Annotated in this window: 12 protein-coding genes and 1 rRNA gene; 9 read left to right on the plus strand and 4 right to left on the minus strand. The window is 66.2% G+C overall.

Going from position 1 to position 14,126, the window contains the following annotated elements; translation table 11 throughout:
• Window positions 1–234: 234 nt before the first annotated feature.
• Window positions 235–351 (plus strand): 5S ribosomal RNA (gene rrf, locus BPODLACK_RS22365).
• Window positions 352–426: 75 nt separating this feature from the next.
• Here rrf and BPODLACK_RS22370 read toward each other — a convergent pair.
• The gene (locus BPODLACK_RS22370; RefSeq protein ID WP_100055151.1) at window positions 427–2,268 is read right to left on the minus strand and encodes a flavin-containing monooxygenase; all 1,842 of its coding nucleotides are present in this window, start codon (window positions 2,266–2,268) and stop codon (window positions 427–429) included.
• Window positions 2,269–2,431: 163 nt separating this feature from the next.
• On the opposite strand from BPODLACK_RS22370, the gene BPODLACK_RS22375 reads away from it, so the two are divergent.
• Window positions 2,432–3,667, plus strand: a complete 1,236-nt coding sequence (locus tag BPODLACK_RS22375) for a helix-turn-helix domain-containing protein (RefSeq protein ID WP_100055152.1) — start codon at window positions 2,432–2,434, stop codon at window positions 3,665–3,667.
• 18 nt (window positions 3,668–3,685) lie between these two features.
• Here the strand turns inward: BPODLACK_RS22375 and BPODLACK_RS22380 are convergent, their stop codons facing one another.
• Both BPODLACK_RS22380 and BPODLACK_RS22385 read right to left on the minus strand, forming a co-directional pair.
• Entirely contained in the window at window positions 3,686–4,372 is a 687-nt protein-coding gene (locus BPODLACK_RS22380; RefSeq protein ID WP_100055153.1) for a response regulator transcription factor, read from the minus strand.
• Entirely contained in the window at window positions 4,369–5,559 is a 1,191-nt protein-coding gene (locus BPODLACK_RS22385; protein WP_100055154.1) for a sensor histidine kinase, read from the minus strand. Before BPODLACK_RS22385 ends, BPODLACK_RS22380 begins: the two co-directional genes overlap by 4 nt.
• 179 nt (window positions 5,560–5,738) lie before the next feature.
• Between BPODLACK_RS22385 and BPODLACK_RS22390 the strand changes: the two genes are divergently transcribed.
• On the plus strand, window positions 5,739–6,335 hold the full coding sequence (locus BPODLACK_RS22390; RefSeq protein ID WP_100055155.1) for a universal stress protein: 597 nt from the start codon (window positions 5,739–5,741) through the stop codon (window positions 6,333–6,335).
• Between the two features lie 31 nt (window positions 6,336–6,366).
• Here BPODLACK_RS22390 and BPODLACK_RS22395 read toward each other — a convergent pair whose 3' ends face one another.
• Complete coding sequence (locus BPODLACK_RS22395) at window positions 6,367–7,323, minus strand: alpha/beta fold hydrolase (protein WP_100055156.1); 957 nt, start codon at window positions 7,321–7,323, stop codon at window positions 6,367–6,369.
• A gap of 74 nt (window positions 7,324–7,397) precedes the next feature.
• On the opposite strand from BPODLACK_RS22395, the gene BPODLACK_RS22400 reads away from it, so the two are divergent.
• The 6 genes from BPODLACK_RS22400 to BPODLACK_RS22425 form a co-directional block, all read left to right on the plus strand.
• Window positions 7,398–7,841: a MarR family winged helix-turn-helix transcriptional regulator gene (locus tag BPODLACK_RS22400; RefSeq protein ID WP_100055157.1), complete on the plus strand. Its 444-nt coding sequence runs from the start codon at window positions 7,398–7,400 to the stop codon at window positions 7,839–7,841.
• 182 nt (window positions 7,842–8,023) lie between these two features.
• Window positions 8,024–9,517, plus strand: coding sequence for an APC family permease (locus BPODLACK_RS22405; protein WP_100055158.1), 1,494 nt, complete (start codon window positions 8,024–8,026; stop codon window positions 9,515–9,517).
• Between the two features lie 5 nt (window positions 9,518–9,522).
• On the plus strand, window positions 9,523–10,587 hold the full coding sequence (locus BPODLACK_RS22410; RefSeq protein ID WP_100055159.1) for an NAD(P)H-dependent amine dehydrogenase family protein: 1,065 nt from the start codon (window positions 9,523–9,525) through the stop codon (window positions 10,585–10,587).
• Between the two features lie 24 nt (window positions 10,588–10,611).
• Window positions 10,612–11,880 (plus strand): FAD-dependent oxidoreductase, encoded by a 1,269-nt coding sequence (locus BPODLACK_RS22415; protein WP_159406274.1) that lies wholly within the window; start codon window positions 10,612–10,614, stop codon window positions 11,878–11,880.
• Window positions 11,881–11,942: 62 nt separating this feature from the next.
• Window positions 11,943–13,601 (plus strand): cytochrome P450, encoded by a 1,659-nt coding sequence (locus BPODLACK_RS22420; protein ID WP_014924764.1) that lies wholly within the window; start codon window positions 11,943–11,945, stop codon window positions 13,599–13,601.
• A gap of 64 nt (window positions 13,602–13,665) precedes the next feature.
• Window positions 13,666–14,126 (plus strand): cupin domain-containing protein (locus BPODLACK_RS22425; protein WP_159406275.1); only part of this gene is annotated, 461 nt, incomplete at its 3' end.

Raw genomic sequence — 14,126 nt, forward strand, 5'->3', positions numbered from 1 at the left:
TACGCACAGCAATGTGTTCAGGTGACTGGTACTAATCGGCCGAGGACTTACCAACAACACCCACACACCACAAAACACTCATGTTTTGGTGTGTTCGCATCCACTATGACACTTCTGAAACAACACACCACACGGGGGCACGCCCCCGTGAACCCCCAACAACCCGTGTGGTTGCGGAGGGTTGAGGAACAAATAAACACACGCACACTTCGTGTGAGTGTTGTTTCACAACGTTACGGCGGCCATAGCGGAGGGGAAACGCCCGGCCCCATTCCGAACCCGGAAGCTAAGCCCTCCAGCGCCGATGGTACTGCACCCTAACCAGTGTGGGAGAGTAGGACACCGCCGAACACAATTTCAGAAAGGCCCCGCAACCCCAGGTTGCGGGGCCTTTCTCACGTCACCACTCGGCCATCGATTCCGTTCTCAGCTCAGGTGATTGACCTCGGCGAGCCCGTAAACCGGTGTGGGGATTCCCTCGAATCGGGCTTTGAGCTGGAGTGCCAGATAAAGCGAGTAGTGGCGCGACTGGTGCAGATTGCCGCCGTGGAACCAGAGACCGGGCTGCTGCGTCGGCTTCCACATGTTTCGTTGTTCGCCCTCCCACGGCCCGGGGTCTTTCGTGGTCTCCGACCCCAGTCCCCACACCTTGCCCACTCGGTCGGCGACCTCCTGACCCATGAGGTCTGCGGCCCAGCCGTTCATCGAGCCGAAGCCGGTTGCGTACACGACGACGTCCGCAGGTATCTCGGTGCCGTCGGCCAGGACGACCGACGTCTCGGTGAGGTGATCGAGTTGTCCGTGCACGAGCTTGATGGTGCCGTCGGCGATGAGCTCGCTTGCACCCACGTCGATGTAGTAGCCGGAGCCGCGTCGAAGGTACTTCATGAACAGGCCCGAGTCGTCGTCGCCGAAGTCGAGCTGGAAGCCGGCCGCCTCGAGACGATCGTAGAAATCCTTGTCCTGCTCGCGAATCCGGTCGTACACCGGTACCTGGAACTCGTGCATGATCCGGTAGGGGAGCGACGCGAACGTCAGGTCGGCCTTCTTCGTCGTCATCCCGGCGGCGACGGCCTCCTCGCTGTACAGGTCGCCGAGAGCGATGGAGCGCAGTGAGTCGGATCTGACGATGTGGGTGGACGACCGCTGGACCATCGTGGCGTCGACCCCGTTGTCGACGAGGGCTTTACAGATGTCGTGCGCCGAGTTGTTGGAGCCGATGACGACGACTTTCTTGCCGATGTAATCGTCAGGACCGGGGTGGGCGCTGGAGTGATGCTGTTCCCCGGCGAAGATGTCCTGCCCGGGCACCTCGGGGATGGCGGGCTTGCCGGACATTCCCGTGGCCAGGACGAGCTGCGTGGGATGCAACGTCCTCGCCTCACCGTCACGGTCGATCTCGACGGTCCAGCGGGCCGAGTTGTCGTCGTAGGTCGCCGAGAGGCAGGTGGTTCTGCTCCAGTACGGCACCTCCATGACCTTGGTGTAGAACTCGAGCCAGTCCCCGATCTTGTCCTTCGGCGCGAACACCGGCCAATTGTCGGGGAACGGCAGGTAGGGGAGGTGGTCGTACCAGACCGGGTCGTGAAGGCACAGCGACTTGTAGCGCTTTCGCCACTGGTCGCCCGGTCGATCGTGGCGGTCGACGACGATCGACGGCACGCCGAGTTGCCGGAGGCGCGCGCCGAGGGCGATGCCGCCCTGCCCACCACCGATGACCAGGACGTAGGGCTGTAACCCTCGCCCGAGTTCGCGCTCCTCGTCGGCTTTCTTCTCCGCCCACGAACGGGTGTCCGGGTCGGAGCCGTGCACCGCCCCCAGCACGCGTCCGGCGCCGCGTGGCTCCTCGTGGCCCTTGAGCTCCTGCAACGTCGTGAGCAGTGTCCAGGCCTTGTCCTGGCCGTCGGCGGCATCGGGTCGGAGTCGAAGGTGGCCCTCGCACCGTCCCACGGCTGTTTCGAACGAGATGAAGGCCGACACCACTCCGTCTCCGTCGTCGGATGCCGGTTCGGTCGTGCTGAAGCCGGACGGGCGGGTCTCGGCGAGTCGAGCGGTGAGCATGTCGGCGATCTGCTCATGCCCCTCGACCGTCTTGATGTTCCAGGTGAACGCCGTGAGATCACGCCAGTAGCTGTCGGTCAGGAAAGCGCTCGTCGCCCGTCCGACGTCGAGCGCCGCGAGTGCCGACTCGAACTCCGACAGCCATGTGTCGATCCGCTGTTGCGCGGAGTTGTCGATGCCGAGGGTCGGCTCCAGTGTCTGGGTCATAAGGTCTCCTTCTTCGTGCAGAGCGTCCGCGGATGGTGATGCGGACCACAATGTGGTGACCACAGGAGACGCCCCGGCCGCGTGGGGCGGCAAGGGTTGCACGGGGTTGCGAGGGCGCCCCGTGCTTTGCCGGACCGTGTGATGTGGCGCACAATCGAGATCGATGACCGCTTTCGATTCCGTATCCGACCTCGAGCCGGCTGTACAGGCCGGTGACGATCCTCGTGAGTTCGCCCATGTGCTCAGCGCTGTGCATCACGCCGCGATGTCCGGCGAGCGGATGCCCGCCCGTCCGCGCAGCGTGATCGACGACTCGTGGCGACGACTCCGCGAGGCCGGCCTCGACCCCGACACCGACGGCATGGCTGAGCGCGCACTGGAGTTCGACGAGCTCGAGGAGCGTCGCCGGGAGTCGGGGCTGGTCGAGGTCATCGACGAGTTGGCGCGCGGGTTGGAGTCGTTGATCGCCGACGGCGACAACATCCTCGTGATCGCGGATGCCGGCGGTCGTGTGCTGTGGCGGAGCGGGTCGTCGAGGGTCCTGAGCCGCGCCGATCACCTGGGGTTCGTCGAGGGCGCCGACTGGGCGGAACGCTCGGTGGGCACCAACGCCATCGGTACCGCACTGATGTCGGGCAGGCCGATCCAGGTCTTCTCCGCCGAGCACTTCGTCCGGAGCCATCATTCGTGGACGTGTACCGGTGCACCGATCAAGGATCCGAGGACGGGTGCCGTCCTCGGTGTCGTCGACGTCAGCGGCCCGGCCGCGACGATCCACCCGACCACCCTGGCGCTCGTACATGCGGTCGCCCGGCTGGCCGAGTCGCAACTGCGCGAACGACATCACCGACGTCTGGACTCACTGCGCGCAGTGGCGGCCCCGATCCTGGCCCGCTCGCCGGGGCCGGCGATGGCGGTCGATGTCGACGGCTGGGTGGCTGCGGTGGACACGTTGACCCCAAGGTCGCGGCTACTCCTGCCGCGCGGCGTCGGGCCCGGTCGGCTCTTCGTCTCGGCTTTGGGAGAGTGCCAAGTGGAGGCACTGCCGGGCGGCTGGTTGGTGCGTGTCACCGATGCCGCGGACCCGTCAACGACGCGGGTCAGCTTGCAGACGGTCACCTCCGGCTCCGGCGGCGCGCAGGTCGCCGTCACCGTCGAGGGCGCGAGCGGCGGATGGACACATCAGTGTTCCCCGCGGCACGGCGAGATACTCACCCACCTCGCACGACACCGCGGCGGCGTGACCGCGGCGCAGATGTCTGCCCACCTCTTCGGCGTCGACGACCGCACGGTCACGGTGCGGGCCGAGATGTCGCGCCTGCGCAAGCGTTTCGGCGGTCTGTTGACGGCCGGACCGTATCGCTTCGCTGATGGCGTGGACGTGCACCTCATCGACTGAGGTCGAAGTCGTTTCCGTTCAGTCGTATTCGGCGACGACCAACCCGTGATCAAAGGCGTAGACGATCGCAGCAGCACGATCCCGCAGATCGAGTTTGGTGAAGATATGGTTCACATGGCTTTTCACCGTCACCGACGAGATGCCCAGCGTCGAAGCGATCTCGGTGTTGGTCTGGCCGCGTGCGATCAACCGGAGAACATCGGATTCGCGGTCGGTGAGCTCCGGTGCGACAGGCACCTGTTCGCGTCCTGCCCGTCGGAAGCCCTGTAGCACCCGTTCGGTCACCGCGGGATCGAGGAAGGCGCCGTCACGCACCACGGCGCGAACCGCCCAGATCAACGCCTCGGCGGGGGAGTCCTTCAGGATGAAGCCCGCCGCGCCTGCCCGGAGCACCCGGGAGAGCAATACGTCGTCGTCGAAAGTGGTCAGTACCAGCACCGGTGGCGGTTCGCGGAGAGACTGCACCATCGTCGTGGCGGTGATGCCGTCGATGTTGCGCATCCGCAGATCCATGACGACGATGTCGGGCCGATGTTCGGCGATCCCGGCCAGTACCTCGGAACCGTCGGCACATTCGCCGACGATGTCGAAACCGTCACGGACGCGGAGAATCCGCCGGAGCCCGGTACGGATCAGCTCCTGATCGTCGACCAGGAGTACCCGGATCTGTTCGGTGCCGGCGTCGGTCGGCCCGAGCGATGTCACACGCTCACCCCCTTCGACCGAATCCCCTCGCTTGTGGTGCGAGCGGGCAGGGCGGCCCGCACCGACCACGTGTCGTCGGCGTGGAAGGTCTCGAGGGTGCCGCCGAGCAGAGCGGCACGCTGAGTCATTCCGTCTATTCCGGTTCCGTCGCAGGTCGGTCTACGACCGCACGGAGCGGGATTGTCGATCTCGATGGAGACGCTCTCACCGACTGTCACCGCGAGCCGCGCCCGCTTCCCGGTCGAATGCTTCACGACGTTGGCCAACGACTCCTGAGCGATGCGATAGACCGCGGCGCCGACCGGGTCGGTCAGCGAGTCCATGTCGCCGGCAACGGAATAGTCGATGTCGACTCCGGCCTTGCGATAGTCATCGACGAGTTGGTCGAGGTCATTGCCGGTCGGCGGCGGGGAGGTGGATTCCGACTGCCCGGTCTGGGCTCCCAGCACGTGCACGATCGAACGGATCTCGCTCATCGCCTGGCGACCCTGACGTTCAGCATCGGCGAGGGCGTCCACCGCCTCGTCGATGTCACGGTCCTGCTCGAGTGCGCGCCGAGCACCGGTCACGTTGAGCATCGTGATGGACAGCGAATGGGCAATCACGTCATGGATCTCGCGGGCGATGCGTCGGCGTTCGTCGCTGGCCGCCCGATCCGCGCGAGCTCGCAGGACACGGGCCTGGTTGTCGGCCAGTCGCTTCTGGATGAGGACCATGTACCCGATCAACCAGCCGCAGGCCACACCCAGCCCGTACAGCGCGGGTGCTTCGAGGTGTCCGACCGCACCGAACGCGACGATCACCGCGATGCAGACGGCGCCGACGACGAGCCCCACCCGCAGCGGGTACATGGCGGCGCCGATGGCCGTCATCAGTACGAGCTGGAGTGGGGCGGCGTCGGACGGCGTGGGGATCATCAGGAAGCAGACGGTGCTGGTGATGACCCCGAAACACGCATACGACGTCGGCGGCAGGGTGAGGTCGAGGGTGAGCGTGACGACGGCGAACGCCACCGCTGGGATCAGCCAGCCGATTCGGTCGAACGGGTACCGCTGGGCGACCGAGATGACTGTCACGACCACGCTGGCCGACAGGATGACCGCCGGGTAGAGCGGGGGATAGTCGCCGCCGGCCCGCTCGATTCGGCGGCGCAATCCCGAGCCGACACCGGCGGTGAAGTGCGTCACGGTTCAACCATAGTTCCACGCGTGGGCAGAACCTCCTCCTCGCGGTGGATCCGGCCCTCCACCCACGGGTGGAGGCAACCTCAATCCCCGGGATGGCGATCGATACGGCCGATCTTCCTAGCGTTGTGAGCAGCGGTAATCCGCCGCGATCACTCCACAGGGCGCGAGAGGACAAGACAATGGCTCTGCTCACCCGACATGATTCTCGATGGCAAAAGCTCGCCGGCGATCAGCTGCTCCCGGATCTGGATCCCCCGCGCCCGGTGGTGGTCGGCTGCAATGGCACCGAGGCCTCCCTGCGGGCAGTGAAACTCGCCGTCCGTACCGTCGGCGACTCCCGGACGCTCGTGCTGATCTGTGCGACGCGGCCGTCTCGACGCCCCGAGCCGCCCACCGACCTGCACGACGCCCTCAAGGACGAGGCGTACCTCCTGACCGGGCAGGCCTCGGTCGGCGAGCATCTGCGGACCGCCGCAGAGCTCGCGAAGTGGCATGGTGCGCGGCTGGTCACCACGACGAGCGAACACGGCAGCCCGGTCCCGGTGCTCCAGCGGGTCGCGGCGCGCGTCGGCGCCGGCGCGGTGTTCATCGGGTCCGACGGTCCGCGGCCGGGGTGGACGCCCCGCAGGCTCGGCGCCCGGCTCGACCGCGGCGTCGAACTGATCGTCACCGACGGTGCGGTTCATCACCGCCGACGCACCGCCATCCGGGAGGTGAGCGAACCGCGGGTGTCCTGGCCGGCGTCCTGGCCCGCGCCCGGTCTCGCAACACACTGAACCGTTCGCGCGCGGCACATACGAGATCCGTTCATACGGCGGGTTTCTCGATCGCGCCCAGCAGCGCGTCGACGATCTCGTTCGACGGACCTAGCGGCAGCGTGTGGTGGGTCCCGGTGCTCAGCGTCACGACGCGCGCCGTGGGCAAGGTGCTGCGGATCCGACGGGCCACCTCGGCGGTGTCATGTGCCCGACTCTGCGGGGCGAGGATCGCCGTGACCCGGGATGGGTCGGTGAGTCGAGAGAGCGCGGCCCGTCGGGGCCGCTTCGGTACGATCGTCCGAGTCTTCGGGAAACCGGCTCCTGCGCAATACATCTGGGTCCACAGCGGTTCCGGGTCGGTCCCACGTGTCTCCCACGAGAGAAACCGTCGCAGACGCGGGGGAGTGGGCGCGATGAGCGTCGGGATGGCGTGCTGCAGATAGGCGATACGGAGTCCTGCGAAACACGATGTCGGGTCGAGCAGTGCCAGGTTGCGTACGCGAGCACCGTGTTGCCCGGTCGCGAAGCCCAGCGCGATCATCGCGCCGTACGAGTGGCCGACGACGTCGACCGTGTCGGTGGCCGCGGGATGGACGGCGATGTGGGCGCTGCTGATTGCGTCGGGGATCCGGTCGAGAACGGCTGCGAGCCAGTCGAATAGCTCGGCGGGAGCTCGTGGGCTCGCAGCGCCGGGACGGGACCGTCCGGCGTCGCCGAGGAGGTCGACGGCGATGACGTGGCGACCGGTCGCCAGGTGTTCCATGACGTTCACATACGACATCGACGTGGCTCCGCCGCCCGGCAAAAGGACCAGCGGCACGGCGTCGAGGGGCACGGCGTCGGGGGTGTCCGGGCGCGGCCCGATGATCGTGACCCGGGTGATGCCGTGCGCCGTCTCGACATCGATCGGATGCCCTCCCGAGCGTGCGAGGAGCGCGTCGTAGGCGTCGAAAAACGCGATGCCCTGCGGCGTGGCGGCGAAGACGTCGAGTGTCGGGCGGACCATGGCACGAACCTCCGTCGGGGTATCTCGATTATCGAGAGACTAGATCATCGAGCGAAGTCGCGTACGGTGAACTCGTGACGAACGACGATCTGGTGCACCGGCTGCGTTCGCTGACCGTCGAACTCGATGTCTTCGGGGCCGGCTTCGCCGCCCGAAACGGGTTGCACGCCACCGATGTACGTGCCCTGATCGCTCTTCTGGACCGGGATCGGGCCGGCGCCGTCGCCTCTCCTGGGTGGCTGGCGGGGCATCTCGGACTCAACAGTGCGTCGACCACCGCGCTCATCGATCGACTGGAATCGAAGGGTCTGGTGGACCGCAGGCGCGACGACTCGGATCGTCGCCGGGTTGCGCTGCACGTCACCGACGCGGCCCAGGAGATGGGCTGGACCTTCTTCGGGCCGTTGATCGACCAGGTGATCGCGGTGGCCGACGGTTTCTCCGACGACGAACTGACCACGATCCGCACATTTCTGGACCAGGTCACCGCTGCGGTGGCGGGAGTCCGGACCCGCTGAGTGTCCTGGGTCCGCAGCCGCTGACCCTGTCCGCACACCGCTCACCTCAGGGTCGAACCGGAGCCGTCCGCCCGATGGTTACCGGAACATGACCATTGTTAATTCTGCGTTCCGGCCTGGCGTCAAAAAACCCTATGTTTGTAGTATTTGGCGAAATCCGTTTGGCGTCAGGAGATTCAGGCATGGCCACGACGAATGTGTATCCGACAGACGAGGGGGTCCCGGACCGGGACGCCCAGATGCTGGCCGAACTCGGTTATACGTCCGAATTCAAACGGGAGATGAGTCCGTGGGCGAACTTCGCCCTCGGCTTCACCTACCTGTCGCCCGTCGTCGGGATCTACACGGTCTTCGCCTATGCGATGGCACAGGCCGGCCCGCCGATGATCTGGAGCCTCGTCATCGTGGGCCTCGGGCAGTTCCTGGTGGCGCTGATCTTCAGCGAGGTCGTCGCCCAGTTCCCGGTCGCGGGGGGCGTGTATCCGTGGACACGCCGACTCTGGGGCCGGAAGTACGCGTGGATGACGGGCTGGGTGTATCTGATCGCGCTGCTCGTCACCATCGGTTCGGTCGCCTACGGATCGGGGCCGTTCATCGCGTCGCTCTTCGGCTACGAGGCGACCGCCTGGACCATCGCCCTGTGTGGTGTGGTGATGGTCGCCATCGCGACCGCCATCAACTTCCTCGGCACCAGGGTGGTCTCGGCGGCGGCCGTCTTCGGTTTCGCCGCCGAGCTGATCGGCGCCCTCGTGGTCGGCGTGTATCTGATCGCCACACACCGGCAGGTCGATCTGAGTGCCCTCTTCGACTCGTTCGGCGCCTCCGAGGGCAACTACGTCTCCGGCTTCGCGGCCGCCGCACTGATCGGTCTGTTCCAGTACTACGGCTTCGAGGCGTGCGGTGACGTCGCCGAAGAGGTGCCCAACCCGGGACGACAGATCCCCAAGGCGATGCGCCGGACCATCTACATCGGCGGTGCCGCAGCCACATTCGTCTGTCTGGCGCTCATCCTGTCGGTCTCCGACATCGGCGCGATCATCTCGGGCGAGGACACCGATCCGGTGACCACCCTGCTGACCGACGCCTTCGGCGACTTCGGCATGAAGATCATCCTGGTCGTCATCCTGATCTCCTTCCTCTCCTGTGTGATCAGCCTGCAGGCCGCCGCCAGCCGGCTCGCCTACGCCTACAGCCGCGACGACATGATCATCGGTGCGCGCCATCTCAAGAAGTTCGATGCCAAACGCGCGGTTCCGCCCTTCGCACTCCTGCTCGCCGGCGCGGTGCCGTGCCTCGTGCTGCTGCTGTCGAAATTCAGCGAGGACGCCTTCTCGAAGATCCTGAACTTCTCTGCGCTCGGTATCTACATCGCCTTCCAGATGGTCGTCCTCGCCGCGCTGCGGGCACGTCTGAAGGGGTGGGTCCCGGCGGGGGCGTACTCGCTCGGCAAGTGGGGGCTGCCCGTCAACATCGCAGCCCTCGCCTACGGCATCGTCGCGATGATCAACATGGCCTGGCCGCGCAACCCCGGAACCCCTTGGTACGACAACTACATCGTGCTGCTGTCCGGCGTGACCGTCCTGGTACTCGGCCTGCTCTACATGACCGTCCATCCGGTCCACGGAAAGAGTGACGCGCCGTATGCCGACGCGATTCCGAAGAAGACCGGGGAGTAGCGACCATGACGAACATCAGAGCTGTCGTGTACGGCGTCGGAGCGATGAACTCCGTGATCACCCGCTATCTGCTCGACAAGGACGTCGAGATCGTAGGCGCCATCTCGCGCAGTCCGGACAAGGTGGGCAAGGACCTCGGCGAGGTCACCGGACTCGACCGTCGACTCGGAGTGTCGATCAGCGACGACCCGCACGAGGTGTTCACGCGGACGAGTCCCGACATCGCGGTCGTCGCGATCACCAGCTATCTCGTGGACGCCGCGGAGCACTTCCGTATCGCACTGTCGCACGGGGTCAACGTGATCACGCTGTCCGAGGAAGCGCTCTATCCCTGGAACACCGCGCCCGAACTGACCGCGGAACTCGATGCACTCGCCAAGGAGCATGGCGTGACCATCACGGGCGGGGGTTTCCAGGACAGCTTCTGGGTGAACGCGGTCGCCCAGCTGATGGGCACGGCACACCGCATCGACTCGGTCACCGGGACGAGTTCGTGGAACGTCGACGAGTACGGCCCGGAACTGGCCGAGCTGCAGCAGGTCGGCGCGACGATCGAGGAGTTCGACGCCTGGTGCCGAGAAGCCGTGCGTCCGCCCACATTCGGCCGGATCGCTCTCGATGCGCTGGTCGCCGGAGCGGGGCTGACGCCCAAGCAGATCCTGACGCGCACCGAACCCGAACTGGCACACGAGACTCTGCACTGTGCTGCCCTGGGGATCGACGTCCCGCCGGGAAAGTGCATCGGCTTCACCGACATCGACGAGATCCGCACGGAAGAGGGCCCGGTCTTCGTCTTCCGGATGTCCGGCCGGCTGTACGGCCCCGACGACAGCGATGTCAACGAATGGACGATCCACGGCGAACCCGATCTGGTGATGTCCAACGGCACCCCGCCGACGATGGCCACCACCTGCACCCAATTGGTGAACCGTATCCCCGACGTGCTCGACGCCGACCCGGGATTCGTGACCGTCGTCGATCTGCCCAGGCTGCGCTACCGGCACGGTCGGCTGCACGACCACCTGAGCAGGTGGTCATCGGATCGTTACATCGTGCGCGAAGAACTCTAACAATAGAGTATTTGGATGGACATCATGAGTGAAGTGGACGTGGCACCGCGCGTGGCGGTGGTCGGCGCGGGACCGTCGGGTTGTTTCACCGCACAGCAACTCCGCAAGCAGTGGCCGGAGGTGGAGGTCACCGTCTTCGACCGGCTACCCACCCCGTTCGGGCTCCTTCGCTACGGCGTGGCTCCCGACCATCAGGGCACGAAGAACGTGATCCGGCAACTCTCGCGGGTATTCGACGATCGGACTCGCTTCGTCGGCAACATCGAGCTCGGCCGGAACCTGTCGATCGAGGACCTGCGAGCCGCGTTCGACGTCGTGGTCCTCGCGACGGGCCTCAGCGGAGACCGCCGTCTCGGCATCCCGGGCGATGACCTGCCCGGCATCGTGGGGTCCGGGCGCTTCACCCGATGCGTCAACGACCATCCCGCCGCCGGCGACCTGCCGACGGTGGGCCGGAGGGTGGTCCTGGTGGGCGGCGGCAACGTCGCCATGGACATCATCCGGCTGCTGTCGAAGCAGCCCGACGAATTCACCGGTTCCGATCTGCACCCGGACACCCTCGGGAGACTGAGATCGGAGGGCCCACGGCGGATCGACGTGGTGGTGCGCTCCACGCCCACCGACGCCAAGTTCGACCCGGTGATGATGCGTGAACTGGCGCACCTGGCGTCGACGGAGTTCCGCCTCGCCGATGCGGGGGTGCTCGCCACGGCAGAGTCCTCCGACCCGCGGAGTGCGGCCCTGGCCCACGTCGTCGAACGCGAGAGCCCGGCGGCACCGGCCACGACGGTGGTGTTCCACTTCGGATCGACCCCGGTCGAGGTGATCGGCACCGACCGCGCGGAGGCCGTCAAGGTGCGCACCGGCGTGCACACCACGACTCTCGCGTGCGACACCGTCATCACCGCAATCGGTTTCGAGTCGGCCGTAAACGACGACCTCGACCTGACGCTGTACCGCGACGCCGATCCGGGAGAGGATTTTCTTGCTCCGGGCCTGTACCGCACCGGGTGGCTGCACAGTTCCACCGGAGCGCTTCCCGAGATGCGGGCCCGTGCCCGGGCGTTGGCGGCCCGAATCCGCCGCGATCATGCCGGTCACCATCCGGCCCGTCCGGGTCTGGTGGCAATCCCTTACGAAGTGATCGACCGGACCGTCGATTTCGACGGCTGGATGCGGATCGACGAGGCGGAGGTCGCCTCGGCCTCGCCCGGCCGCATCCGGCAGAAGGTCCGCGAGGTCGACGCGATGCTGGCGTTGGCCCGCACCGTGCCGGCCGAATCGGTCTGCTGAGACGGCAGGCCTGCAGTGAACCCGAGAATCACCCGAACACCCGAGATGGAGTGTGGAGAATCATGACCGACGTAACTGTCCTGTTCGGAACCGAGACCGGCAACGCCGAGATGGTCGCCGACGACATCGCTTCTGCCCTGGGGGAATTCGATATCGAGGCCACCGTGGTGGGGATGGAGGACTTCGACGTCGCAGATCTGGCCGCCTCCGGCACGGTCGTGCTCGTCACCTCCACCTACGGAGAGGGTGAACTGCCGGCGACGACCCAGCCCTTCTTCGATGCGATGAAGGCGGCCGAGCCTGACCTCACGGGTCTGCGGTTCGGGGCCTTCGGCCTCGGCGACAGCACCTACGACACCTACAACAACGCGATCGACATCCTCGTCGGTGCGGTGACAGACGCAGGAGCGACACAGGTCGGCGCAACGGGCCGGCACGATGCCGCGTCCTTCCAGCCGGCGGACGGACCCGTGGCCGAGTGGGCCAAACAGTTCGCCGAAGCCCTCTCTGATCGAACTCGACGAGGAGGACATGAGATGACCGCTGCGTCCATCGATCGCGAGCTCGTGCCGTGGTCGGATCCCGAATTCAGGAACAACCCCTATCCCTGGTATAGGCGACTGCAACAGGACCATCCGGTGCACAAGCTGGAGGACGGCACCTACCTGGTGTCCCGGTACGCCGACGTGAGTCATTTCGCGAAACTGCCCATCATGAGCGTCGAACCCGGATGGGCCGACGCCGGGCCCTGGGCGGTCGCGAGCGACACCGCGCTGGGTTCGGATCCCCCGCATCACACCGTGTTGCGCCGGCAGACCGACAAGTGGTTCACGCCGAAACTGGTGGACGGCTGGGTCAGGACCACCCGTGAGCTGGTCGGCGACCTGCTCGACGGTGTCGAGGCCGGTCAGGTGATCGAGGCCAGGCGCGACCTCGCCGTCGTCCCCACCCACGTCACGATGGCACGCGTCCTACAACTACCCGAAGACGATGCCGACGCCGTGATGGAGGCGATGTTCGAGGCGATGCTGATGCAAAGCGCGGAGCCCGCGGACGGCGATGTCGACCGGGCTGCAGTCGCTTTCGGCTATCTGAGTGCGCGCGTCGCCGAGATGCTCGAGGACAAGCGGGTGAACCCGGGCGACGGCCTGGCCGATTCGTTGCTCGACGCCGCCCGCGCCGGGGAGATCACCGAGAGCGAGGCTATCGCCACGATTCTGGTGTTCTATGCCGTGGGGCACATGGCCATCGGGTACCTGATCGCCTCGGGTATCGAACTGTTCGCTCGTCGGCCCGAGGTTTTCACCGCATTCCGCAACGACGAGTCAGCACGTGCGGCGATCATCAACGAGATGGTCCGGATGGACCCGCCACAACTGTCTTTCCTGCGGTTTCCTACCGAGGACGTGGAGATCGGCGGTGTGCTCATCGAGGCCGGATCGCCCATCCGCTTCATGATCGGTGCGGCCAATCGCGACCCCGAGGTCTTCGATGACCCGGATGTCTTCGACCACACCCGCCCGCCTGCGGCCAGCCGCAACCTGTCGTTCGGTCTGGGGCCGCATTCCTGTGCGGGACAGATCATCTCGCGTGCCGAGGCAACGACTGTCTTCGCCGTGCTGGCCGAACGGTACGAGCGGATCGAGTTGGCCGAGGAACCCACCGTGGCGCACAACGATTTCGCCCGGCGCTACCGAAAACTGCCGATCGTCCTGTCCTGAAAACCGATCCGATCTCACCTGCCCGCGACCCGCGGGCAGCTCGATCCACCCGAGAGGAATCATCATGTCCGACACGCTCGCGTCCGCTGCCGCGGTCCTTCAGAAGTTCTCCCTGGACACCTTCGACGGCCTGGAGTGGGAGGTGATGGAGGAACTCCCCGATTTCTGTACCCGGGTCGGCGACAACACGATGAAGATCTCCATACTCGCGGGCGACGGGGTCAGTCCCGGCACGATCGCGGCATGGTCATGTGATCACCACGGTTTCACCTACGAGAACATCCCGGCGGCCGAGGCGGCGTTCGTTCTCGAGGGCATCGCGAAGATCACCGACGCGAGCACGGGCGAGGAGACGCTGGTCCATGCCGGCGAGGGCTTCCACCTGCCCGTCGGGTGGTCGGGGAGCTGGGAGGCCGTCGAACCCGTCCGGAAGATCTACCTCTTCCTCCCGGCGGACGGACCCGTGGCCGAGTGGGCCAAACAGTTCGCCGAAGCCCTCTCTGATCGAACTCGACGAGGAGGACA

Source organism: Gordonia sp. YY1 (genome assembly GCF_009872315.1).
Lineage (GTDB): Bacteria > Actinomycetota > Actinomycetes > Mycobacteriales > Mycobacteriaceae > Gordonia > Gordonia amicalis.

Coding starts and splice junctions, on each gene's coding strand:
- BPODLACK_RS22410 (WP_100055159.1), top strand. CDS start 9,523: ATGACGAACATCAGAGCTGTCGTGTACGGCGTCGGAGCGATGAACTCC.
- BPODLACK_RS22395 (WP_100055156.1), bottom strand. CDS start 7,323: ATGGTCCGCCCGACACTCGACGTCTTCGCCGCCACGCCGCAGGGCATC.
- BPODLACK_RS22375 (WP_100055152.1), top strand. CDS start 2,432: ATGACCGCTTTCGATTCCGTATCCGACCTCGAGCCGGCTGTACAGGCC.
- BPODLACK_RS22405 (WP_100055158.1), top strand. CDS start 8,024: ATGGCCACGACGAATGTGTATCCGACAGACGAGGGGGTCCCGGACCGG.
- BPODLACK_RS22370 (WP_100055151.1), bottom strand. CDS start 2,268: ATGACCCAGACACTGGAGCCGACCCTCGGCATCGACAACTCCGCGCAA.
- BPODLACK_RS22390 (WP_100055155.1), top strand. CDS start 5,739: ATGGCTCTGCTCACCCGACATGATTCTCGATGGCAAAAGCTCGCCGGC.
- BPODLACK_RS22415 (WP_159406274.1), top strand. CDS start 10,612: ATGAGTGAAGTGGACGTGGCACCGCGCGTGGCGGTGGTCGGCGCGGGA.
- BPODLACK_RS22420 (WP_014924764.1), top strand. CDS start 11,943: ATGACCGACGTAACTGTCCTGTTCGGAACCGAGACCGGCAACGCCGAG.